The organism is Viridibacillus sp. NPDC096237, from assembly GCF_050278625.1.
GTDB lineage: Bacteria > Bacillota > Bacilli > Bacillales_A > Planococcaceae > Viridibacillus.
The window spans coordinates 51593-75271 of sequence record NZ_JBNNTI010000018.1; the positions used below are offsets into that span (position 1 = coordinate 51593).

The 23679-nt window shown below is 37.0% G+C and carries 18 protein-coding genes and 3 pseudogenes; 18 read left to right on the forward strand and 3 right to left on the reverse strand.

Features of this window, described 5'->3' with window-relative positions; genetic code table 11:
* Window positions 1–91: 91 nt before the first annotated feature.
* The 4 genes from ACQKMD_RS11750 to ACQKMD_RS11765 all read left to right on the forward strand — a co-directional run bounded on the left by ACQKMD_RS11750 (window position 92) and on the right by ACQKMD_RS11765 (window position 5390).
* Window positions 92–1051 (forward strand): SpoIVB peptidase S55 domain-containing protein, encoded by a 960-nt coding sequence (locus ACQKMD_RS11750; protein WP_427752253.1) that lies wholly within the window; start codon window positions 92–94, stop codon window positions 1049–1051.
* A 350-nt stretch (window positions 1052–1401) separates the two neighbouring features.
* The gene (gene spo0A, locus ACQKMD_RS11755; RefSeq protein WP_427752254.1) at window positions 1402–2193 is read left to right on the forward strand and encodes a sporulation transcription factor Spo0A; all 792 of its coding nucleotides are present in this window, start codon (window positions 1402–1404) and stop codon (window positions 2191–2193) included.
* Between the two features lie 898 nt (window positions 2194–3091).
* Entirely contained in the window at window positions 3092–4666 is a 1575-nt protein-coding gene (locus ACQKMD_RS11760; RefSeq protein WP_427752257.1) for a DUF342 domain-containing protein, read from the forward strand.
* Window positions 4659–5390 (forward strand): glycerophosphodiester phosphodiesterase, encoded by a 732-nt coding sequence (locus ACQKMD_RS11765; protein ID WP_427752259.1) that lies wholly within the window; start codon window positions 4659–4661, stop codon window positions 5388–5390. The genes ACQKMD_RS11760 and ACQKMD_RS11765 overlap by 8 nt, the downstream gene beginning before the upstream one ends.
* Here ACQKMD_RS11765 and ACQKMD_RS11770 read toward each other — a convergent pair.
* Window positions 5387–5638 carry a DUF2627 domain-containing protein gene (locus ACQKMD_RS11770; protein WP_053416226.1) on the reverse strand — a complete coding sequence of 84 codons (252 nt, stop codon included), beginning with the start codon at window positions 5636–5638 and terminating at the stop codon, window positions 5387–5389. The two genes, ACQKMD_RS11765 and ACQKMD_RS11770, sit on opposite strands and share 4 nt — an antisense overlap.
* Before the next feature lie 136 nt (window positions 5639–5774).
* Here ACQKMD_RS11770 and ACQKMD_RS11775 point away from each other — a divergent pair, with 136 nt between their 5' ends.
* From ACQKMD_RS11775 to ACQKMD_RS11830, 12 genes and pseudogenes are all read left to right on the forward strand, one after another.
* The gene (locus ACQKMD_RS11775) at window positions 5775–7823 is read left to right on the forward strand and encodes a sigma 54-interacting transcriptional regulator (RefSeq protein WP_427752262.1); all 2049 of its coding nucleotides are present in this window, start codon (window positions 5775–5777) and stop codon (window positions 7821–7823) included.
* Between the two features lie 197 nt (window positions 7824–8020).
* Entirely contained in the window at window positions 8021–9115 is a 1095-nt protein-coding gene (gene bcd / locus ACQKMD_RS11780) for a branched-chain amino acid dehydrogenase (RefSeq protein WP_427752264.1), read from the forward strand.
* A 186-nt stretch (window positions 9116–9301) separates the two neighbouring features.
* On the forward strand, window positions 9302–10729 hold the full coding sequence (gene lpdA / locus ACQKMD_RS11785) for a dihydrolipoyl dehydrogenase (RefSeq protein ID WP_427752266.1): 1428 nt from the start codon (window positions 9302–9304) through the stop codon (window positions 10727–10729).
* Window positions 10730–10745: 16 nt separating this feature from the next.
* Window positions 10746–11762, forward strand: a complete 1017-nt coding sequence (locus tag ACQKMD_RS11790) for a thiamine pyrophosphate-dependent dehydrogenase E1 component subunit alpha (RefSeq protein WP_427752268.1) — start codon at window positions 10746–10748, stop codon at window positions 11760–11762.
* On the forward strand, window positions 11762–12745 hold the full coding sequence (locus ACQKMD_RS11795; RefSeq protein ID WP_427752271.1) for an alpha-ketoacid dehydrogenase subunit beta: 984 nt from the start codon (window positions 11762–11764) through the stop codon (window positions 12743–12745). The genes ACQKMD_RS11790 and ACQKMD_RS11795 overlap by 1 nt, the downstream gene beginning before the upstream one ends.
* A 40-nt stretch (window positions 12746–12785) precedes the next feature.
* Window positions 12786–12935, forward strand: a pseudogene (locus ACQKMD_RS11800) (biotin/lipoyl-containing protein); the annotation flags it as partial.
* A gap of 180 nt (window positions 12936–13115) precedes the next feature.
* A pseudogene (locus tag ACQKMD_RS11805) lies at window positions 13116–14060 on the forward strand (dihydrolipoamide acetyltransferase family protein); the annotation flags it as partial.
* A gap of 130 nt (window positions 14061–14190) precedes the next feature.
* Window positions 14191–15882: a methylmalonyl-CoA mutase family protein gene (locus ACQKMD_RS11810; RefSeq protein ID WP_427752272.1), complete on the forward strand. Its 1692-nt coding sequence runs from the start codon at window positions 14191–14193 to the stop codon at window positions 15880–15882.
* Window positions 15879–18032, forward strand: a complete 2154-nt coding sequence (gene scpA / locus ACQKMD_RS11815; protein WP_427752274.1) for a methylmalonyl-CoA mutase — start codon at window positions 15879–15881, stop codon at window positions 18030–18032. The genes ACQKMD_RS11810 and scpA overlap by 4 nt, the downstream gene beginning before the upstream one ends.
* Window positions 18032–19117 (forward strand): methylmalonyl Co-A mutase-associated GTPase MeaB, encoded by a 1086-nt coding sequence (gene meaB, locus ACQKMD_RS11820; RefSeq protein WP_427752276.1) that lies wholly within the window; start codon window positions 18032–18034, stop codon window positions 19115–19117. The genes scpA and meaB overlap by 1 nt, the downstream gene beginning before the upstream one ends.
* Before the next feature lie 618 nt (window positions 19118–19735).
* A complete protein-coding gene (locus ACQKMD_RS11825) occupies window positions 19736–20176 on the forward strand; it encodes a BrxA/BrxB family bacilliredoxin (protein WP_427752279.1) in 441 nt (146 codons plus the stop codon).
* Between the two features lie 82 nt (window positions 20177–20258).
* A complete protein-coding gene (locus ACQKMD_RS11830; protein WP_427752281.1) occupies window positions 20259–21245 on the forward strand; it encodes an aromatic acid exporter family protein in 987 nt (328 codons plus the stop codon).
* Between the two features lie 60 nt (window positions 21246–21305).
* Here the strand turns inward: ACQKMD_RS11830 and ACQKMD_RS11835 are convergent, their stop codons facing one another.
* Complete coding sequence (locus ACQKMD_RS11835; RefSeq protein ID WP_427752282.1) at window positions 21306–21632, reverse strand: tyrosine-type recombinase/integrase; 327 nt, start codon at window positions 21630–21632, stop codon at window positions 21306–21308.
* Between the two features lie 407 nt (window positions 21633–22039).
* Here ACQKMD_RS11835 and ACQKMD_RS11840 point away from each other — a divergent pair, with 407 nt between their 5' ends.
* Together ACQKMD_RS11840 and ACQKMD_RS11845 are read left to right on the forward strand one after the other, a co-directional pair.
* Window positions 22040–22684: a hypothetical protein gene (locus tag ACQKMD_RS11840; RefSeq protein ID WP_427752285.1), complete on the forward strand. Its 645-nt coding sequence runs from the start codon at window positions 22040–22042 to the stop codon at window positions 22682–22684.
* 233 nt (window positions 22685–22917) lie between these two features.
* Window positions 22918–23172: pseudogene (locus ACQKMD_RS11845) on the forward strand (ParA family protein); the annotation flags it as partial.
* A gap of 8 nt (window positions 23173–23180) precedes the next feature.
* Here the strand turns inward: ACQKMD_RS11845 and ACQKMD_RS11850 are convergent.
* Window positions 23181–23594 carry a transposase gene (locus ACQKMD_RS11850; RefSeq protein WP_427752287.1) on the reverse strand — a complete coding sequence of 138 codons (414 nt, stop codon included), beginning with the start codon at window positions 23592–23594 and terminating at the stop codon, window positions 23181–23183.
* Window positions 23595–23679: the final 85 nt, after the last annotated feature.

Sequence of the window (23679 nt, forward strand, 5' to 3'; positions counted from 1 at the left end):
CCTTCTCCAATCATCCAATTCACCTCAAATATTTACCGTACATAACATGCTAAAACAAAGCCATAGTAAAAGGACGATGAGGAGGTGAAAAATGAAAAATCAAATGCGTTATGTCATGCAGTTTGTCGCATTGTTATTTGCCATTTTGCTACTACCATTTGGTGTTTCTGCCGAAAAAAGCTTAATTCCGATGGGACATTCAATAGGTGTGGAACTACAGCTTCAAAATGTCTATTTAACAAATGATGTGCTCCTGAAAAACGGTACTTGGTTGAAGGCTGGAGATACTATTCAGACGATCAATTCTCAACAAGTGAGAACGCTTGAAGAAGTAAAATCGCTATTTGTTAGTTCTTCAGGTAAATTAATGGATGTGAAGCTAAAACGTCAGCAAAAAACAGAACATATTAAGATAAAGAAGGAAGAGCTTAAACCTATGTTATCCTTCTTTAGAGATCAAACTGACGGTATTGGTACATTAACCTTTATTGACCCAGAAACAAAGGAATACGGAGCATTGGGTCATCAAATTATCGACTCTGTTGTTTCAGCACCACCTAAATTTTCGTCCGGATCAATTTTCTATGCATCCATCGAACAAATAAAAAAGAGTGTACCTGGTGAACCAGGTTATAAAATATCATCAATTGAACATAATGCTGGACAATTAGGTAGTATAGCCGAAAATAATGTGTACGGTATATTTGGAAAATGGTCGAATGCTTTAGAACAAGGTTTACCTAAACCTATGGAAATCATGCAACCTTCTGAAATAAAAGCTGGTAAGGCACAATTGCTCACGACTATTGAAGGTAAAAAAGTAGAGGCATTTGATGTGAAAATTACCAAAATAGATGACAAAACATTGCAATTTGAAGTGACAGATGCGCAGTTGAAAAAGAAAACAGGAGGCATCTTACAAGGTATGAGCGGAAGTCCGATTATACAAAACGGGCGATTTGTAGGAGCTGTCACACATATGTATATCGAAACTCCGGAAAAGGGAGCAGCTATACCTCTTACAGAGATGTTGAAAAAGCAACCATCTTAAAGAAAGTGCTTTTATAAATCCATAAAAATACGCTGCACCGGGGAAGGTGGTGCAGCAATTTTTTATAGAAATTTTTATATTGAAAAGAATATGTGATAAAAAGCATTCTTTTTCACTGTTACTTTTGTTACAATAAAAGTGACAAATAATCGACAAATTGTTTAGTATGAATGAATACTGTCGAAATACATAGTATCTCTATGTCTACATACTTATTTTTTTAAGAATAAAAGGTATTCATGCAAAAAAGTCGAATTATCCACTTTGTATCAAAAACGAGTTTACTTTAATTCATCTTGTCGGTTTTGATCGTGTTTAACGGAAGCGCAAGCACAAAGGAGGAAATAATAATGCGAAAAGTAAAAGTTGCAATTGCAGATGATAATCGGGAGTTAGTTCGTACATTAGAGATGTATCTACAAAATAACCCAGAAATTGAAGTCATCGGAACAGCCCCTAACGGCAAACTTTGTTTGAAAATGTTAGAGGAACAAGTACCGGATGTTCTATTATTAGATATTATCATGCCTCACCTGGATGGTTTAGCGGTTTTGGAAGTTATGCATGAAAACGAAATTTATAATAATGTTCAAGTCATTATGTTAACTGCATTCGGACAAGAGGATGTTATGAAACAAGCGGTGGACTTAGGTGCTTCTTATTTCATGTTAAAACCTTTTGAATTTGATCGTCTTGTTTCAAAAGTTTTACAATGCGCGGGTCATAAAACAGAAAAAACAAAACGTGTAAGCGTGCTGCAAGGGTCACAACCACAACAAATGGATCAACGTCAACTTGATGCAACGATTACAGGTATTATAAAAGAAATTGGTGTGCCAGCTCATATCAAAGGCTATGCATATTTACGAGAAGCTATTCAAATGGTATATATGGATGTCGAGTTACTAGGTTCAATCACTAAGATTTTATATCCAGATATAGCGAAAAAATTTGATACAACGTCATCACGCGTAGAGCGTGCAATTCGTCATGCCATTGAGGTCGCTTGGAACCGAGGAAACTATGAATCTATTTCCAAAATGTTCGGTTATACTGTCCATCACTTAAAGAGCAAACCAACTAATAGCGAATTCATCGCCATGATTGCCGATAAAATTCGTATTGAAATGGTTGCTAGTTGAAAGGGTTAGGACATTGATAAATCTGGGTCATAAGGTAGTTGTCAGTTGTCACTGCAAAATTATTTACAGATAACCTATAATTAACTGAATATAAGCGTGTAAATACTAGCGCACTTTCATTTATTGAGTTTACAAAAATTCGATTAAGTTGGAGGTGTGTTTTTTGCATTCAAAAGAGAGGCGGATTACAGAATTCGATTTACAATTAGATAATTTTACATTACGATGCTAAACCTTTATTAGCATAGACATTAAATTGCTTGAGTAGATATTAACATTATTCGTCAACTATCTAAAATAGGAGTTGGAAATTGTGGATGTTGAAAAGGTTAAATCATTATCATTACATATAAGGCAGTGCATCAAGTGTTTGAGGAATTAGAGGGGAAATGATTTTACAGGGAATGTTAGCTATAATCAGGTGATTATAGGTAATATATAATGGAATTGAAAGTGCTATCCTACTAGGAAAATGTATTAAAAAACAAGTTCATCCAGACGTGGAAATCTGATGTGACTTCTTTTAATAGAAAAATTATTGGATACATAGTATTATTTTGTAAATTGATACGCTAATATTCTAAAAACATGATACTATAACACTATATATGTTTGGTGTTATAAAATACCTAAATAGTTACTGATCCACCTTCGCAACTTCGATTTAGTATAAATCTATAGAGGATCTATTTATTTTATTGATATAATAAATAGAAAGATAGGGTCTATTTCTCTAGTACTTTATAAAGAATCTTACGAAAGTATGCCTATTTAATAATATTTATGTTATCAAAGTCCGTTTTTAGAGCGGTTTTTTGGCGTTGTTCTGTAAAAAAACAATATGAAAACGATAATAAGTATAGATATATATTATCGTTTTGAAGGACGGGGAAAAAATGTGTTAATTTTTGAAAATGATTATATTTTTTTAAAAGAAGAAAATGAAAAAGTATATTTAAAGACAGTGGGGGAAGGATTTCCTCTAAAAGAATTCGACAGTATTTTGAAGAAATATCCACGTATTAAACTGTCGAGCTTTGCTATTTTAAGAAAAGTCACTGCAACAGTGACAGAACAATTTGAGGAAATTGGTAATTGGTTGCCGCCTATTGAAATTGTAACTTCTCGGGATCGTATGACAGCAACCATGTATGTCCATGAAGATCCAGCAACAGTCTTTAAAGATGGTACTAAAATGCAGGAACAAATTAAAGAATTTGCTAATAATATGGGAATAGTGCATGGTTTTGTAGATTTAACTCTAGATAAAGTTTTATCAGGAAAACCAACTGTAGTTGCAATTGGGACACCAGCTAAACCAGGAAAAAACGCAAAAATTACATATATAGAACAGCCAGAGAGAAAACCATCAATCCGCGAAGATGGGAAAGCGGATTATTTTGATATGAATTTTATCTCTGAAATAGAAGCTCATGAATGGTTAGGAGAGAAAATTCCCGCAGATTTAGGCGAACAAGGAAAGAATGTGTTTGGCGAAAGCATTCCTGCATTACCAGGTAAAGACGCTCCGATAAAATATGATCAGAAAACTGTGTATGAAAAAGTTGATGAGGACGGAAAAGTGACAATCTATGCAACTGAGGGTGGGGTTTTGGATGATTCAGATGGATTCATGTCAGTTCAAAAACATCTACCGGTTCCAAAGGATGTTGGAGTTGGAACAGGAAATTTAAATTTCGATGGATCTATTAGCATTAGAGGTACGGTACTTTCTGGCTATTCTGTAGTAGCAACAGGTGATATTTCAATTGATGGTCCTGAAGGCGTTACAAGTCCGAAATTAATCGAATCTTTATATGGTGATGTGTATATTCGTGGCGGTATTTTTGGTAACGGTGAATCTGTAGTGCGCGCAGGTGGAAATATCTTTGTTAAACATACAAATGAGAGTACGTTAATTGCAAAAGGTGATATACATATTGGATCATACGCTCTTGGATCCAATTTAAAAGCGAGTAGTATACTAGTTAATGAGTACAAAGGTAAAATTATTGGTGGGCGTGCAGAAGCGACTAATACTATTACTACTGCTATTTCTGGCAATCGTTTAGAGCGTAAAACAGAATTAGTTATTACAATGCCGGACCGAAAAGAAAGTATGCAAATAGTGAAAGAAAAAGCTGAAGAGATGAAAGTTTTAGAAGCGAATATTTTAAATATTAAAGCTCGCATCACGCCATTGTTAGATTTCGTAGATAAGATGAATGGTGCGCAGCGAAAAGCGTTTGAGGATTCAAAAGTACAGTTGCAAGAAAAAGAAAACGAGTTAACTAAGATTGATAAAGAGGTGCAAACTATTTTACAATCATTAAAAAGTATGGGAACGGAAAAGATTCAAGTTACAAAAGAAGCTTATCCTGGAACATTTATTCAACTTGGTAAAAAATCAACGACTTTAAATACACAAACTTGTGGTAATTTTAAATTAGAGCAAGGCGAAATCAATGCCTAGACCCCTAGTGTTTGCACATCGAGGCGCTTCTGCTTGCGAGATGGAAAATACACTCAAAGCATTCAATAAGGCTATTGAGTTGAATGCAGATGGTATTGAGTTAGATTTGCAAATTACAAGGGATGATGTTCCTGTTGTGACGCACGATTTAGATTTACGTCGAGTGACAGGAAAACGCAGTTTAGTAACAAATGTTTCTTTAGCAGAAATAAAAAGACTGCGAGTAGGTAGACCTTTTACACGTAGATACTCAGGTCAGGAAATGATGACATTAGATGAACTGATCGCATGGGTAGAAAAAAATCCAATCGCGTTAAATATCGAATTAAAAGAATCCTTTATCGACAATCCTTTTGTGCTAGAAATTGTGATAAAGAAATGTGCCCACCTACCAAATGTGCATTTTTCATCTTTTTTCTTGGAAGTTCTAGAACAAGCAAAAAAAGTGAACAAACATATTGAAACAGCACTAATTGCCACAAGAAAGTTAAATTGGCATCAGCTAAAAAACCTTCCATATATAGATGCTATTCATGCCAACAAATCACGCTATTATAGACCTGATTATTTGGCTGCTTGTCTATTAGCTAAAAAAAAGTGCCGTTTCTACAATATTACGGGTGATGAAGAATTTTTGAAAAATCCACATAAAGTTGTTGTTGGCTGGATTACGGATTTTCCTGAAAGAGTACGAGGAGTACAAAAAAAGAACGCTGACCATTAACGGTCAGCGTTCTTTTGGTTTGCAAATTTAGCTGAAACTTTTCCTTTTTTTCGATCGCGATGCAATAGAAAACCTGCAAAAAAGCCGAATCCAATGACAAAAAGGACAATGCCAATGATGAATTGCAACCAAAGAAATGGTATTGGATCCACAAGCTTAGCAAATAATGTGTCGCGCATTAATTTAATTCCACCTGCAGCCATTAAACCAGGTATAAGTAATACGATAAACGCTGCAAAACGTGCCATATACTTTCACTCCTCTAATCTATACTCATTTTTACCTGTTGGAGAAGCGTTGTCAAGGAAAGAAAGTTCAGATATGATGAACTTACATAGAATTATGCAATAAATTGCACGATATTGTGAAAGGAAGTGAAGTTCCTTGCAAAGTATACTAATTATAGGTGCCGGTGCTGGCGGAACAGCTATACTACAACTATTATCCAACTCAGAACAACTTCGCACGGTTGCGATTGTAGATATACGTAAGGATGCACCAGGAATTGTGCTAGCTAAAGAGGCTGGTATTGCTACGGAGCAGGATTGGCGAACCATTTTAACAGATAAGATTGATATGGTGGTTGATGTCACAGGGGAGCCTGCTGTATTTGAAGAACTGCTTCTGGTATTGCCGAAACGTACAGCACTTATTCCTGGAGCTATTGCTTACTTAATTGTACAATTGTTGAATGAAAAAGATTTTTACATAAATAAAACCCAACATGCGGCATATAAACAGCAAATCATCTTCAATTCAATAGAAGAGGGTATGATTGGCATCGACCCACAAGGTCAAATTATCTTCTTTAATAGAAGTGCTGCACGTATGACGGAAGTTACTGTCAAACAAGCGATAGGTAAACATATTAACGATATTATTATTGATAGTGCTCTACCACGTGTATTTGAGACAGGACTAGCAGAAATCAATCAAGAACTGAAATTGTCTAATGAAAAGAAAATTGTCACTTCACGATTTCCAATGATTGATGGTAATGGCAATCGAATTGGCGCATTTTCCGTATTCAAAGATATATCAGAGGTCGTCAATTTAGCAGAAGAAATAACAAATTTAAAAGAAATTCAAATGATGTTAGAGGCGATTATTCAATCAAGCGATGATGCTATTTCTGTAGTGGATGAGGAAGGTAGAGGGATACTCGTTAACCCAGCATATACTAGAATTACAGGATTAAAACCGGAAGAAATATTAGGGAAACCTGCAACGATAGATATTTCTGAAGGTGAGAGTATGCATTTAAAAGTTTTGCAAACGAAAAAGCCCATTCGCGGTGTGAACATGCGATTAGGTCCTAACAAACGTGAAGTCATTGTAAATGTTGCACCTGTTGTTGTAAATGATAGCTTAAAAGGAAGTGTAGGTGTAATTCATGATATGACGGAAATGCGGTCTTTAACGAAAGAGTTAGACCGAGCGCGCACGATTATTCGAAAGCTAGAATCTAAATATACATTTGAAGATATTATCGGTGATTCTGAGGAAATGCGCATTTCCGTTGAACAAGCAAAACTAGCTGCAAAAACACCTGTTACAGTATTTTTACGCGGAGAGTCAGGTACAGGTAAAGAGTTGTTTGCTCATGCCATTCATTCTGCGAGTGATCGTATTTACAATAAATTCATACGGGTAAACTGTGCTGCAATTGCTGAGCATTTGCTAGAAAGTGAATTATTTGGTTATGAAGAAGGAGCCTTTACGGGAGCGAAGCGTGGAGGTAAGCGTGGACTATTTGAAGAAGCAGATCTAGGAAGTATCTTTCTAGATGAAATTGGAGAAATGTCCTTAAGTACGCAGGCTAAACTATTGAGAATTTTTCAAGAGGGTGAAATTGTTAGAGTTGGTGGAACGAAGCCGATTTCGATAAATGTACGTATCATAGCCGCTACGAATGTGAATATGGAAAAAGCGTTGACAGATGGTACTTTCCGAGAGGATTTATACTATCGATTAAATCGGATGCCCATTCATATAGCACCGCTACGTCAACGAAAAGAAGATATACCGCCTTTAGTAGATCGTCTTCTTGTTAAATTAAATCAAGAATATGGACGTAATATTCATAAAGTAACTTCAAACGCTTTAATGCTATTAATAGGGCATGATTGGCCAGGGAATGTACGAGAACTTGAAAACGTTTTAAGTCGTGCAATGATTTTCATGCAATCAAACGAAATTGTTTTAGAGGAAAGACATTTACCTAAAACACTTTTCCATTCCTTGCATCAGGAAATTATCGTTGAAAAACCTTTTTATGAAGGAACTCTCGCGGAGCAGCTCGAAAAAACGGAGAAACAAATATTGCAACAAGCATTAATAGAAAGCCAAAACAACAAAATGCGAGTTGCAAAAAAATTAGGGATATCTATCCGTAGTTTGTATTATAAATTAGAAAAATACAATCTTGCATAATGTTGCATGCAAAAAACTGCATACTGTGCAAATTTTTGCGTCGGTGAAAAAGCCGAAATGTTGTCAAATATAGCATTTTGGCATTTTATATTTTGGCACGCTTCTTGCTAATATTATAGTGACCTAGAAAACTAAGTTAATAGATGATGAATATCAAATTTAAAGAGTTTGGTCAACATATCAAAGGGGGCACTACAATGGAGATTTTTAAATATATGGAGAAATATGATTATGAACAGCTAGTATTTTGTCAAGATAAGACTTCAGGGCTAAAAGCTATAATTGCTATTCACGACACAACTATAGGGCCAGCACTTGGTGGTACACGTATGTGGACATATGCTTCAGAAGAAGATGCAATTGAAGATGCTCTGCGCCTAGCACGTGGCATGACTTATAAAAATGCAGCTGCAGGACTAAATCTTGGTGGAGGAAAAACAGTAATCATCGGAGATCCTTTAAAAGATAAAAATGAAGAAATGTTCCGTGCACTGGGGAGATTTGTACAAGGTTTGAATGGTAGATATATTACAGCTGAAGATGTTGGTACGACTGTTGCAGATATGGATTTGATCCATGAAGAAACTAATTATGTAACAGGTATTTCTCCTGCATTTGGATCGTCGGGTAACCCTTCACCAGTAACTGCATATGGTGTATTTGTGGGCATGAAGGCTGCTGCTAAAGAGGCATTTGGTAGTGAGTACTTGGAAGGTAAGAGAATTGCTGTACAGGGCTTAGGTAACGTAGCATACACACTGTGCAAATACTTACATGAAGCAGGCGCGCAATTAATCGTAACAGATATAAATGAAAGCGCTGTAAATAGAGTAGTAGAAGACTTTGGTGCTATGGCGGTTGATCCATCAGATATCTATGCTCAAGATGTAGATATTTTTGCACCATGTGCACTTGGTGCAATTATTAATGATGAAACTATTCCACAACTAAAAGCTAAAGTCATTGCAGGTTCAGCTAATAATCAATTAAAAGAATCAAGACACGGAGATATTATTCATAACGAAGGCATCATTTATGCACCAGATTATGTTATTAATGCTGGTGGCGTTATCAATGTTGCGGATGAATTGTATGGCTATAACCGTGATCGTGCGATGAAGCGTGTAGAAGGAATTTACGATAATATAGAGAAAGTAATAGATATAGCAAAACGCGATGGGATTCCAACTTATTTAGCCGCTAACCGATTAGCAGAGGAACGCATTGAGAAAATGGCAAAATCACGTAGTACATTTTTGCAAAATGGAAAGCACATCTTATCTAATCGATAATTAAAGGGCCGTTCAGAAATAAGGTAGGGGTACTTCATTTCTGAACGGATTTATAATGGGAGAAAAGTTTACGAACTGCAAATAAGTTTGTGAGTTTAATAGGCTGGCATTGGGGAATGTCAACTACGAAAATGTTATATTGTAAGAGTACTGGTTTTACATGGCGGTATGAAAGGAAGTGTTTAAATGGCTAAGGACTATGATGTGGTTATTTTAGGTGGCGGTACAGGTGGCTACGTAGCAGCAATTCGAGCAGCGAAGCTTGGGTTGAAAACAGCCGTTGTTGAAAAGGGAAAGCTAGGGGGTACATGTTTACATAAAGGCTGTATTCCAAGTAAAGCATTACTTAGAAGTGCGGAAGTCTTCGCGACAACAAAGAATCATGCTTCTTCGTTTGGAGTGAATACAGGAGAAGTAACGCTTGATTTTAGTAGAGTGCAAGAAAGAAAAGATTCAATTGTGGCCCAATTACATCAAGGTGTGCAAGCATTAATGAAGAAAGGCAAGATCGACGTTTATGAAGGAACTGGTCGAATTCTTGGACCTTCTATCTTCTCACCAATGCCAGGGACAATTTCAGTTGAACTGGCAAGTGGAGAAGAAAATGAGATGCTTATTCCTCAAAATGTTATTGTGGCAACAGGTTCTAGACCACGTACTTTACCAGGGCTAACAATCGACGGTGAATTTGTTATTACTTCTGATGAAGCACTTGCGTTAAAAGAGCTTCCGTCATCCATTCTTATTGTTGGTGGTGGTGTCATTGGAATTGAGTGGGCATCAATGTTAAATGATTTTGGTGTTGAGGTAATTGTTATTGAATATGCAGACCGCATTCTACCAACAGAAGATCAAGATATTTCAAAAGAAATGAAAAAGCTATTAACGAATAAAGGGATTAAATTTGTAACTTCTGCAAAAGTATTAGCAGAAACACTGTCAATCGCAAATAATAAAGTTTCAATTGAGGCAGAAGTATCCGGTGAAAAGCAAAGTTACAATGCAGACAAAATACTTGTTTCGGTTGGTAGACAGGCAAATGTAGAAGGAATAGGGTTAGAAAATACAGAGATAGTTGTAGATAATGGCTTTATCCAAACAAATAATCATTTTCAAACGAAGGAATCTCATATTTATGCCATTGGGGATGTCATTGGCGGGTTGCAACTTGCACATGTTGCTTCCCATGAAGGTATGCACGCAGTAGAGCATATTGCAGGATTAGCAACTACAAAAGTAGATGACAAATGGATATCCCGTTGTATTTACTCAAGTCCAGAGGCAGCCAGTGTTGGTATAACTGAAGAACAAGCAAAAAAAGAGGGAATTCCGATTAAAATTGGTAAGTTTCCTTTTAAAGCAATTGGTAAAGCACTTGTTTACGGAGAGTCAGATGGTTTTGTGAAGATAATAGCAAACAGTGAGACTAACGATCTTGTGGGAGTGCATATGATTGGACCACATGTAACAGATATGATTGCTGAAGCGGGTCTTGCAATGGTGTTAGATGCAACGCCTTGGGAAATTGCGCATAGTGTCCATCCACATCCGACATTAAGCGAAGTACTTGGAGAAGCGGCATTAGCGGTTGATGGCAATGCAATTCATATGTAAGAAGGAGCTGGAAGAAATGGTTGAAAAGGTTGAAAATCGTCATGGAGAAATCGGTTTATCAAACGAGGATGTACTGAAAATGTACGAAACAATGCTACTTGCACGTAGAGTCGATGAACGTATGTGGCTATTAAACCGTGCTGGTAAAATTCCATTCGTAATTTCCTGTCAAGGGCAAGAAGCTGCTCAAGTAGGTGCGGCCTTTGCGCTTGATAATAAAAAAGATTATATTGCACCGTATTATCGTGATATGGGGGTTGTTCTTCATTTTGGTATGACGACAAAAGAGTTAATGCTTTCGGCCTTTGCAAAGGCCGAAGATCCAAACTCAGGTGGACGTCAAATGCCGGGCCACTTTGGCCAAAAGAAAAATCGTATTTTAACAGGTTCATCACCTGTTACTACGCAAGTCCCTCATGCTGTAGGGGTTGCACTTGCCGGTAAAATGCAAAAGAAAGATTTCATCACTTTTGTAACACTTGGTGAAGGTTCTTCTAACCAAGGAGATTTTCATGAAGGGGCAAACTTTGCAGGAGTACACAAATTACCAGTAATTATTATGGTTGAAAACAATAAATATGCGATTTCAGTACCAGTTGAAAAACAATTAGCATGCAAAAACGTTTCAGACCGTGCAATTGGATACGGGATGCCAGGGGTTACTGTAGATGGTAAAGATCCAATTGAAGTATATAAAGTTGTTAAGGAAGCAGCTGACCGTGCTCGCAATGGGGAAGGGCCTAGCTTAATTGAAACGGTAACTTATCGTCTAACAGCTCACTCTTCTGATGATGATGATCGTCAATATCGTACGGCAGAAGACTTAGCAGAGGGCCGTGCTACAGATCCAATTATTACATTTGCAAAATACTTGCATGAGCAAGGGATTCTAACAGATGCCCTCGAAACAGAGATCAATGAACGCATTATGGCAGAAGTAAATGAAGCGACAGATTATGCAGAGCAAGCTCCATATGCTGCTCCAGAAGATTCGCTAAAATACGTCTATGCTGAAGATGGAGGGAGTATCTAATGGCGGTTTTATCCTATATTGATGCAATTACTCTTGCGATGAAAGAAGAAATGGAACGCGATGAGCGTGTTTTTATATTAGGTGAAGACGTTGGCCGCAAAGGTGGCGTTTTTAAAGCAACTCAAGGCTTATATGATCAGTTTGGTGAGGACAGAGTATTAGATACGCCACTTGCAGAATCTGCGATTGCGGGTGTCGGAATCGGCGCTGCAATGTACGGTTTAAGACCTATCGCTGAAATGCAATTTGCGGATTTTATCATGCCTGCAGTCAATCAAATTATTTCAGAAGCATCACGTATCCGTTACCGTTCAAACAATGATTGGACTTGTCCGATAGTAATTCGCGCACCATTTGGAGGCGGGATTCACGGCGCTCTTTATCATTCACAATCCGTAGAGGCTGTATTTGCAAATCAGCCTGGTTTGAAAATAGTTATTCCTTCTACACCTTACGATGCAAAAGGTTTATTAAAAGCAGCTATCCGCGATGAGGACCCGGTGTTGTTTTTTGAACATAAACGAGCGTATCGTCTTATAAAAGGTGCGGTTCCAGAAGAAGATTATACAATTGAAATCGGTAAAGCAGATGTGAAACGTGAAGGTGAAGATATTACGGTTATTACTTATGGTCTTGCAGTTCATTTTGCTTTACAAGCAGCTGAACGTTTGGCACAAGACGGTATTTCAGCGCACATCCTAGATTTGCGCACGATCTATCCTCTAGATAAAGAGGCAATTATTGAAGCGGCATCTAAAACAGGAAAAGTGCTACTTGTCACAGAAGACAACAAAGAAGGTAGTATTATTAGCGAAGTGGCAGCAATCATTGCAGAAAACTGTTTATTCGATTTAGATGCTCCAATTAAAAGGCTTGCTGGACCAGATGTACCGTCAATGCCATATGCACCCACAATGGAGAAATATTTCATGATAAATCCAGAAAAAGTTGAAAAAGCAATGCGCGAATTAGCGGCGTTCTGATGTAAAGGGGGAGAAAATTATGGCAATTCAAACAATTAAAATGCCTCAGCTTGGGGAAAGTGTTACGGAAGGTACAATTGAGAAATGGCTAGTAAAACCTGGTGATACTGTACAGAAATACGATTCTTTGGCGGAAGTGAATACAGATAAAGTCACTGCAGATTTGCCGTCATCTTTCTCAGGCGTCATTAAGGAACTTATCGTTGGAGAAGGCAATACATTAGCTGTTGGTGAAAGTGTATGTACGATTGAAACAGAAGAAGAAATAGAAAAGCAACCTGCTTCACAACAAGCAGAGCAAGCTACGCAGCTAGCATCCGTACCAGCTCCTCAGCAAACGGTAAAGGCGCCAGTAGTAAATCAAACAGGTAAGGCTCGCTATTCACCAGCTGTTTTAAAGTTAGCGCAAGAACATAATATAGACCTTCAATTAGTTGAAGGTACAGGTGCTGAAGGTCGAATAACACGAAAAGACATTCAAAAATTAGTAGACAGTGGAAGTATCCCAACTAGTAGTACAGCAGTGCCACAATCACAAGAGACAAATACTGTAGTAACGCAAGTATCTGAACCACAAAAATTCCAGCCAATTCCAGCAGTGCAAACTGCAACAGGTGATATTGAAATTCCTGTAACGAACGTTCGAAAAGCTATCGCGAATAATATGTTACGTAGTAAACACGAAGCGCCACATGCTTGGATGATGGTTGAAGCCGACGTTACAAACCTGGTAAACTACCGTGATTCTATTAAAACTGAATTTAAACAATCTGAAGGTTATAACATTACGTACTTTGCCTTTTTCGTAAAAGCGATTGCGCAAGCATTAAAAGAATTCCCAATGATGAATTCTATGTGGGCAGGCGATAAAATCATACAGAAAAAAGATATTCATATCTCTATTGCTGTTGCAACAGAAGATGCTCTTTTTGTTCCGGTAATTAAACACGCTGATGAAAAATCAATTAAAGGCATTGCTAGAGAAATTAATGATCTTGCTGGAAAAGTTCGTACTGGTAAATTGAAATCTGAAGATATGCAAGGTGGAACATTTACTGTAAATAATACGGGATCATTTGGTTCGGTGCAGTCTATGGGGATTATTAACTACCCACAAGCGGCGATTATTCAAGTTGAATCAATTGTCAAACGCCCAGTAATTATGAATGGTGGAATGTTTGCTGCAAGAGATATAGTAAATTTATGTTTATCTCTAGATCATAGAGTTTTAGATGGATTGATTTGTGGGAAATTTCTCGCTAGAGTCAAAGAAATTCTCGAAAACACAACAAAAGATAACACTTCTATCTACTGAAAGTAATCTGAAAATCGTAATATTGCGATTTTCAGATTTTTTTATACTTTTGCGATTGGATATTCTTGTGTAAAATAGGAATAGAATTACCAAAGGGGGGAAGCTAGTTAGCGTCCACATGAAGAACAATATGAAAGAAATTGATTTCACACAAGCTAATTATGAACAATGGCAAGAATCTGCTGTTAAGGCTTTGAAAGGTAAACCATTCGAATCTTTAATTACGAAAACAATCGAGGGTATTTCATTTGAACCAATTTATACACAAGACCAACTAGTAGAAAAATTAGATGGTAAATTAGCAGAACAAGTTTCGACTATTCGTTCATTAAAAACAGGTGAAGAATGTCTAGCAGCACAACAAATATTTGCAGATTCACCGGAATCTTTACTTCAAGGCGTTAAAGAAGCTTTGGCAAAAGGAAACGATATTATTAATATTGATAGTCGCGTGAATTTTGCATGGGATGAAAAAACTTTGAAAGAATTGTCAGTACTTTTTACTGAAAATTCATTCAAACTGAATTTACAAAACAATCAAGATGCTTTATTACAAGTATTTAACTATATTAAAGAAGAACAAAAAGAAGTTGTTAGAGGTTTTATTTCTTGTACAGACACTATTATTTTAAAAGGTTTCCCTCATGTTCGTACGATCAATGCGAATGTATTAGAAGCCCACTATGAAGGTGCACACGCAGTACAGGAATTAGCAGTCGCATTACTACAAGCTGCCGAGTACATGGAAACAGAAGAAGATATCGAAGCATTTGCGAAGAAATTCTTTGTTACCTTTGCAGTAGATACTCAGTTCTTTGTTGAAATAGCTAAACTCCGTGCTTTCAGAGTTCTTTGGAAAGCGTTTACATCGGCATATAATACTGAAAAAAACCTACCTATAACAATTGTTACTGAGACATCGTTACGTAGTTTCTCTAAATTAGATGTGTACGTTAACCTTTTACGTACAGGCAATGAAGCGTTCACAGCAATCCTTGGTGGTGCTGACGTTTGTACAGTACATCCACATGATGTTCTATCTGCACCGAATGACAAATCAATTCGTATAGCACGCAACATACAATTAGTGGTTAAAGAGGAAACGCATGTTGAGCATATTATTGATCCATCGGGTGGTTCATATTTCATCGAGACTTTAACAGCTGAGTTAGTTAAAGACGCATGGGCATTATTCAATGAACTACAAGAAGCAGGCGGTTATAATACTGTAAAAGCAAGTGGACAACTAAATACACTATTAAAAGAAACAATGGATCAGCGCATGAAAGAAGTAGAAACACGTAAAAAATCACTAATCGGTACAAATATCTATGCAAACCCGGCGGATGAAATTGATGAGTGCAATAACCCGTTATTTGCAGATTACAATCGCTTAGCAAAACCATTTGAAGAGCTTTGCTTAAACTATGCTAAAAACCAACCCAAAGTTGCACTGCTAACAATTGGTCAATTAAAACAATTCAAACCTCGTGCAGATTTCGTGTCTGGCTTCTTTGCAACAGCTGGTATTGTACCAGAGAAGAGTCCTGAAATACAATCAGTAGGTGAAGCAAAAAGTTGGTTATCTGCAACAGACGCGAAATTTGTCGTTGTTTGTGGGCAAGATGATGCGATGAAGGAGTATATTCCAACATTACTTGAATCTAAACCAGCACAGATTTCACTTGATGTAGCAGGTAAGTTTAAAGAAGAACAAGATGAATGGACTAAAGCAGGCTTAAATGGTTTCATCTACACAGGTCAAAATATTATCGAAAAATTGACGAGCTTAGCAGCAAATGTGCAGGAGGTCCAACGATGAATAAGCCAAATTTCAAAGAGATTGATATCCAAGCAGTGTTAACAGCAAATCAAACAGTAAGAGATGACAAAAATTTCATGACAAATGAAGGCATCGAGATTAAGTCAGCATATACTGAACAAGATTTGGATAACTTAAAACACTTAAAAGACTGGCCTGGTATTGCACCAAATACACGTGGACCCTATCCAACGATGTATGTTGGTCGCCCTTGGACAGTTCGCCAATATGCAGGATTCTCTACTGCTGAAGAGAGTAATGCTTTCTACCGTCGTAACTTAGCGATGGGACAAAAAGGTTTGTCAGTCGCATTTGACTTAGCAACTCACCGTGGTTATGACTCAGATCACCCTCGTGTAACAGGTGATGTAGGTAAAGCCGGCGTTGCCATTGACTCTATTGAAGATATGAAAATTCTTTTTGATGGTATTCCACTAGATCAAATGTCAGTATCGATGACAATGAATGGTGCTGTATTACCGATTTTAGCTTTTTATATTGTAGCTGCTGAAGAACAAGGTGTAACACCTGATAAACTTGCTGGCACAATACAAAATGATATTTTAAAAGAGTATATGGTACGTAATACATATATTTATCCACCAGCTGTTTCTATGAAGATTATTGCAGATATTTTCGAATTCACTTCAAACTATATGCCTAAATTTAACTCAATCTCTATTTCTGGTTACCACTTACAAGAAGCTGGTGCCACAGCAGATATCGAGCTTGGTTATACATTAGCAGACGGTCTTGAATATGTTCGTACAGGTTTACAAGCAGGAATCGATATTGATTCATTCGCACCGCGTTTGTCGTTCTTCTGGGCAATCGGTATGAATTATTACATGGAAGTTGCGAAAATGCGCGCTGGTCGTCGTATTTGGGCCCAAATGATGAGCACATTCGATCCTAAAAACCCAAAAACATTAGCATTACGTACACACTCACAAACTTCAGGTTGGTCATTAACAGAACAAGACCCATTCAACAATGTTACACGCACATTGATTGAAGCGAATGCTTCTTCAATGGGACATACACAATCATTACACACAAATGCGTTAGATGAAGCTATTGCACTACCTACCGACTTCTCAGCTCGCATTGCACGTAATACGCAACTATTCTTACAAGAAGAAACGTTAATGACGAAAGTAATTGATCCATGGGGCGGTTCATTCTACGTTGAAAAATTAACAGATGAACTAATGAAAAAAGCATGGGAACATATCGAAGAAATAGAAGAATTAGGAGGTATGGCGAAAGCGATTGAAACAGGTCTTCCGAAAATGAAAATTGAAGAAGCAGCTGCCAAACGACAAGCAAAAATTGATTCTAAAGCTGAAACAATCGTAGGTGTTAACAAATTCCGTCTTGCAGAAGAAGAACCAATCGACATTTTGAATATTGATAATACAATCGTCCGTCAAAAACAAATTGACCGTATTAAGGCCATGCGTGACAAACGTGATGATAAAGAAGTACAGCGCTTACTGGCTCGTATTACTAACGCAACTGAAACAGGTGGGGAAAACTTATTAGCTTGTGCAGTAGATGCAGCACGCGCTCGTGCAACACTAGGTGAAATATCGGATGCAATTGAAGTTGTTTCGGGTCGTCATAAAGCGATTATTCGTTCAATTAGTGGCGTTTATAGCTCAAATTTCTCAAATGAAGAAGAGATTCGTGAAGTACAAGAAATGGCTGAAGGTTTCTTAGAGAACGAAGGTCGTCGTCCACGTATCTTAATCGCGAAAATGGGACAAGATGGTCATGACCGCGGAGCGAAAGTAATCGCTACAGCATTTGCTGACCTTGGTTTTGACGTTGATATTAGTCCATTATTCCAAACACCAGCAGAAACGGCAGCCATGGCTGTAGAAAATGATGTTCACGTTGTAGGCGTAAGTTCACTTGCAGCTGGTCATAGAACTCTAGTGCCTGAACTGCGTGAAGAACTGAAGAAAATTGGGCGAGAAGACATCTTAATCGTTGTTGGTGGGGTAATCCCAGCACAAGATTACCAATTCCTATATGACAATGGCGCTTGTGCAATTTTCGGACCGGGTACAGTCATTCCTGTTAGTGCACAAAAAGTAATTGAAGAAATCTATAGAAAATTAGGTTACGAGGAAGTGGTAGAGTAATGGACCACAACAAAGGGATGGACGATGGTGCACTATTTGTAATGGATGGTATCGCCGCATCTCATGATGGAATGGTGCCCTCAGGTCGAAAAAAATTCCGTAAAAAGAACAACGACGATATTAATATCGCAGAGCTCGCAAAGCAAGTTCTGGCTGGTTCTAGACTCCATTTATCAAAAGCCATTACTCTTTTAGAAAGTACGAATAAGTACCATAAAGAGAAGGGCCAAGAATTATTACAAGAACTATTGCCTCATACTGGAAACAGTATTCGTATTGGTATTACAGGGGTCCCTGGAGCAGGTAAAAGTACTTTTATCGAAGCATTTGGAGGCAAATTATGTGATATGGGGCACCGTGTGGCTGTTCTTGCCATCGATCCAAGTTCGAGTCTTACTGGAGGAAGTATTCTCGGAGATAAAACAAGAATGGAAGAGTTAACGCGAAATCCACGTGCTTTTATCAGGCCTTCTCCAGCAGCTGGTACTCTTGGTGGAGTGCACAAAAAATCACGAGAAACAATGTTGTTATGTGAGGCAGCAGGATATGATATTATTTTGATTGAAACAGTCGGTGTTGGACAAAGTGAAACGATTGTCCGTGGCATGGTAGACTTCTTTCTATTACTCGTTCTAACAGGGGCGGGGGATGAGCTACAAGGCATGAAAAAGGGCATCATGGAGCTTGCTGACACTATAGTTGTCCATAAAGCGGATGGTGATAATGTCCGACCTGCTAAAAAAACAGTTGCTGAATATAAACAATTTATTCACTTCCTACAACAAGCTACACCTGGATGGACTACGCAATCTATGGCGGTTTCATCATATGAAAATAAAGGCTTAGAAATAGTTTGGGAAACGATTTTACAGTTTAAAGAAATCGGCGAGGAAACGAATTACTGGTCAATTAGGCGTAGTGAACAAACGACTGAATGGTTTCGCTCTATGATTACGGACCATTTAATCGATTCATTTTACGGAGTACCAGAACGCAAGCAACAAGTAAAAAGCTTAGAAGAGAAAATTTTACAAGGGCGATTAACTGTTACTCAAGGCGTAGATCAATTATTTAATAAAAAATAAGTATTATCAATTTGATATTTAGAGAAGGGCCATCTGAGTAAATCGGTGGTCCTTTTGCTTTCTAACTGGTAAAACGTTTCAATAATGCACAGCATATTTTAAGGAAGTAGATACATACATACATCAGAAGTAAATTGATGTGAGGTTTCTTAATTGTATTCTCTATCTGTATTTTAGGGATCTATTTTACATTGCAAACCATTACTCGCATCTTCTATTGAAATTCATCAAGTAAATATTTTTCAATCAATTGATGTTTTGCAGTTAAATATCGATGGCTCTGTAAAGAATGCCTTTTATACATATGAAGGTAAAGATGTGACAATTATTTACAATGAATTATATATATAAGTTGAAGGTGAAATTGGAAAAAATACCAATACTAGATTTGAAATAGTTGAAGATAAAGGAGATTGGACAAGTATTAGCGAAATATATATTTATAAGGACATACAAAGGGTGGCACACTTATTTGGCCAACGAATAATTTATGTGGTGACCGTGAAGACTATTAAAACTTATAATTGTACGTGAAATCATCTTGTTTTTGAACAAGTGCTTTGAAATGCATCTAATCACCTGTTATAGTTAAAGAGAATTTGAAAGGAGCGTTACAACATGAATATGGATTATGATTTGTTTATGACAGATATGCTACGCCAAGCGCGTGGAGAGATGGTCGCTAGTGGCTATGAAGAGTTAACTACGCCCGAGGCAGTAGATGAGGCATTTAAGCGCCAAGGAACAACTTTAGTAATGGTGAACTCAGTGTGTGGTTGTGCAGGTGGTATCGCACGCCCAGCAGCATCGCATGCTGTACATTATGATAAACGACCAACACATTTAGTAACTGTTTTTGCTGGACAAGATAAAGAAGCAACTGCTCAAGCGCGTATGCACTTTGGTGAGGATCATTTACCATCATCTCCATCATTCGTTTTACTAAAAGATGGCCAAGCTGTAGGTGAAATTGGACGTCACGAAATCGAAGGACATGATCCAATGTCAGTCATTACTAATATTCAAGCTCTATTTGAAGAATACTGCGAAGAAGTATAATAATAGAAGAAAGCTGTCTCCAATGTCATATTTGGCTAGAGATGGCTTTTTTTCCTGTTAAAGATGACAAGGAGGGTATTTAATGAAAGGATTTTCAATAGGCTATCGTACGCTAAAAACGGCAATAGGTGCAACTATTTCAATTGGATTAGCACAACTCTTCGGATTAAATTTCTATACCTCTGCAGGCATTCTAACGATTTTAAGTATTCAACCAACGAAAAAAAAGTCACTGTATGAAGTTTATACACGTATATTGGGAAGTATTATTGGGATAACTTTGGCCTTTCTTTTTTTTGAAGGTGTCGCATATGAACCAATCGTACTGGGGTGTATGATACTACTCTTTCTGCCGATTTTAGTGATGTTGAAAATAACTCCAGCATTCGTATCCAGTATCGTTATTGTTTTACATATTTTCCATACTAAAAATTTTACAAATGAACTATTAATAAATGAATTATCATTAATGTTAATTGGATTCGGAACAGGTTTAGCCATGAATTTATATATGCCAGATATCAAACATAGGCTGGAAAAATATCGCATACGCATTGAAGAGCTTTATAGTGCAATTTTTATAGAGATTGAGAAATATTTACGCAATAGTGACACGAGCTGGGATGGTAAAGAACTAGTAGAAGCTATGGAAGTGTTAAACCGAGCGAAATCCCTAGCCTATAAAGATGTAGAAAATCACTTAACTAGACGAGAAAATTTATATTATATGTATTTTGATATACGTGAACAGCAACTTGAAATTATTGAACGCGTCTTACCTAAAATCACAAATCTTCCCGTTATTGTGGAGCAAGCAGAATTGGTAGCTGATTTTATGGAGGATTTGTCACAAAATGTTCATTCTGGGAATACGGCTAGTAAATATAGAGAAAAATTAGATGCGGTTAAAGTGGATTTTGCAAAACTACCATTGCCAACAACACATGAAAATTTTCTAGCTATGGCATCTCTATATCAATTCATAGAGGAAATGGATCACTACCTAGCCATTAAGCAAAGTTTTAAGGGACTAAGCGTGTCACGTAAGCATTCTACAAAGAATGCTTAATGCTGAAAACAGCTTAGTCCCCCAAAAAGTCCCCCATTTTTAATTGAAAATGAAAACGCCTCACATTTGAAGCGTGTTTTTGAATACTTCAAGTGGTACATTTTTGTTTTCTTCAGATGCATGTACATAAACTTTTAAAATCATTTCTGAGGAGTCCCCCAGACGGTTTGCAACGGTCACGACTTCAGTGCCACTTGCGATTAAGATGGACGCGTGAGTATGTCGTAAAGTATGCGGTTGTACGTGAAAACCTATTTGTTTACCGGCAGAGTTAAAATTTGTTCTTGTTGATGAAACACCAATCCCATCCAAATTTAAGTGAGAAATGAAAATCTGAATTTCCTTTAATTGCTCTATGCGTATATTCCATAAAACAAATTTAAACATGTCTTAATTATTCACGGCTTTTAAAATTTAAAATATTATACATGTAAAGAAAGTAACTCCCTCTTTCTTTTCGTAAAGGCTCACCATCATGGGAAGGGCGATGTAGGAATATGTTGAAAAAGTATAGTCGCTGCGCGTATTCGAGTTGGACCATAACCCATAAAACGTTATCTTGAATACTCCTATACAATGTTTCTTCTATAAGATCCTAATACCAAAAACATATACTAACACGTTAAAACCCGAAGCTTACGATTGGCTTCGGGTTTTTCTATGCCCACAGCGCCTTTAGTACACCCTTTTGTCACTATTTGTAATATTTTGTCTATACAAATCTATTTACCTCTTTCACTATTTTATTTATAGTTAAATAGTGGTAAAAAAGTAAATAAAAAGGGGGTGAAGTAATGAAAAAGGTAGGGAAAATTGTAGCATCATTGTTCGCTGCTGTTATGGTCTTTGGAATATTTCAATTATCAGCGTCAGCGTCAGACATTCAAGTAGATTTGACGCAGCAGCAGAAAGAAGAGTATTACAAACAATACGCTGAAATTATCACAGAGGTAAATAGTGAACAGTCAGAAGCTGATTTGGAACTTGTGCCTTTTGATAAAGTTACGGATTGGTTTAAACCAGATGAATTTAGAGAAATAGCAAAGGAAAGAGCAACCCTGCAGTTTGTTTATGATGTTAAAGGTCTTGAAGCAACAAAACCAACAAAGGGTCTTTCTGCTTTGGGGGCTGGTACTGCTAGTGCAACAAAGTCAAAAGGTTTTAATGCTAGAGGTACGTCTGTAACTCTATCTGTTACGGGAATTTTCTATACAGAATACTATGATCTTTATAAAAGACAACTATTTTCTGGAATTAAATCTGTAAGTTCAAGATCAAATAAAGGATCTTGGTCACAATCGGGGTGGGAGTATACTTCAATGGATATGGGTACTACATATTCTCTTACTACTTCGGGGAGATTAGAATATAATAATATTACATCATCTCACCATGTAGCTATTGAATTTTATTGTACTGCTACTGGTGGTGTTGAGTAATAATAAAAAACAAAAGCCTTAAACGCTCATATTTGCGTTTAAGGCTTTTTTTGCGTTTTATCCTTCGGAAAGATTAATTCATTTACTTTTACAATGGAGGGCCGACATACAGGCCCGAATAAATTTAACGAAGGAAGAGGTCTTTATAATGACAAATATGTTTTTCAAACACTCGCCTGTATAACCTTATTTTTCAAGTAAAGTCATAAGATTACTTAACATTATTTAACTTTGTAGAAGACTTGAAAAAGAGCTATGATTTAATACTGATAGACACGCCACCTAGTTTGGAGTTAATAGCGGAAATGTTTCTAAAAGTTAGCGACCAAGTAGTCATTCCATTTATGCTCGAATTGTTCGGCGTTAATGGTCTAATGAACGTAGTGGAAATGATACAAGATTTTAAAGAAAAAGTAAATCCTAAGTTAGATATAATAGAATCAAATTTATATCAAAAATTGCCCTGTCCATTGGTAGTGACCCCTTAAAGTTTTTATTATGCGGCTGATTGGTTGGTTTGAGTTCGGTATTGCACGGGACTTAGACCAGCCAATTTTGCTTTAATTCGTTTGTTATTGTAGTAATCGATATATTGCTCAATCTTCTGTTCTAGCTCCTTATAAGATACTAATTCTTCGCCATAATACATTTCTTGCTTTAGAATCCCAAAGAAATTTTCCATTGCCGCATTATCTGCACAGGTTGCTTTTCGAGACATACTTTGAAAAATTTTGTTTTGCTTCAATGTCTTAATCCATTTGTTGTGTTGGTAATGCCAACCTTGATCCGAATGAATGGTTGTTCGATACTCTGCTTCATTTTTAATAATCTCTACTACTTGATTTAGTAGCTCCATCACGAAATCTAATATTGGTCTGTTTGCAATGCCAAAAGAGTTAAAGCTTTTCATCTCCAGCACATTTAAATTCAGTCACATCTGTTACGAGCTTTTGGAGACGAACTGATGTATTGAATCTACGATTTAGGCGATTCTT

Bases quoted from the DNA above. Each gene is read 5' to 3' on its own strand.
- ACQKMD_RS11750 (WP_427752253.1), top strand. From the start codon at position 92: ATGAAAAATCAAATGCGTTATGTCATGCAGTTTGTCGCATTGTTATTT.
- spo0A (WP_427752254.1), top strand. From the start codon at position 1,402: ATGCGAAAAGTAAAAGTTGCAATTGCAGATGATAATCGGGAGTTAGTT.
- ACQKMD_RS11765 (WP_427752259.1), top strand. From the start codon at position 4,659: ATGCCTAGACCCCTAGTGTTTGCACATCGAGGCGCTTCTGCTTGCGAG.
- ACQKMD_RS11770 (WP_053416226.1), bottom strand. From the start codon at position 5,638: ATGGCACGTTTTGCAGCGTTTATCGTATTACTTATACCTGGTTTAATG.
- bcd (WP_427752264.1), top strand. From the start codon at position 8,021: ATGGAGATTTTTAAATATATGGAGAAATATGATTATGAACAGCTAGTA.
- lpdA (WP_427752266.1), top strand. From the start codon at position 9,302: ATGGCTAAGGACTATGATGTGGTTATTTTAGGTGGCGGTACAGGTGGC.
- ACQKMD_RS11790 (WP_427752268.1), top strand. From the start codon at position 10,746: ATGGTTGAAAAGGTTGAAAATCGTCATGGAGAAATCGGTTTATCAAAC.
- ACQKMD_RS11795 (WP_427752271.1), top strand. From the start codon at position 11,762: ATGGCGGTTTTATCCTATATTGATGCAATTACTCTTGCGATGAAAGAA.
- ACQKMD_RS11810 (WP_427752272.1), top strand. From the start codon at position 14,191: ATGAAAGAAATTGATTTCACACAAGCTAATTATGAACAATGGCAAGAA.
- scpA (WP_427752274.1), top strand. From the start codon at position 15,879: ATGAATAAGCCAAATTTCAAAGAGATTGATATCCAAGCAGTGTTAACA.
- meaB (WP_427752276.1), top strand. From the start codon at position 18,032: ATGGACCACAACAAAGGGATGGACGATGGTGCACTATTTGTAATGGAT.
- ACQKMD_RS11825 (WP_427752279.1), top strand. From the start codon at position 19,736: ATGAATATGGATTATGATTTGTTTATGACAGATATGCTACGCCAAGCG.
- ACQKMD_RS11830 (WP_427752281.1), top strand. From the start codon at position 20,259: ATGAAAGGATTTTCAATAGGCTATCGTACGCTAAAAACGGCAATAGGT.
- ACQKMD_RS11835 (WP_427752282.1), bottom strand. From the start codon at position 21,632: ATGTTTAAATTTGTTTTATGGAATATACGCATAGAGCAATTAAAGGAA.
- ACQKMD_RS11840 (WP_427752285.1), top strand. From the start codon at position 22,040: ATGAAAAAGGTAGGGAAAATTGTAGCATCATTGTTCGCTGCTGTTATG.
- ACQKMD_RS11850 (WP_427752287.1), bottom strand. From the start codon at position 23,594: ATGAAAAGCTTTAACTCTTTTGGCATTGCAAACAGACCAATATTAGAT.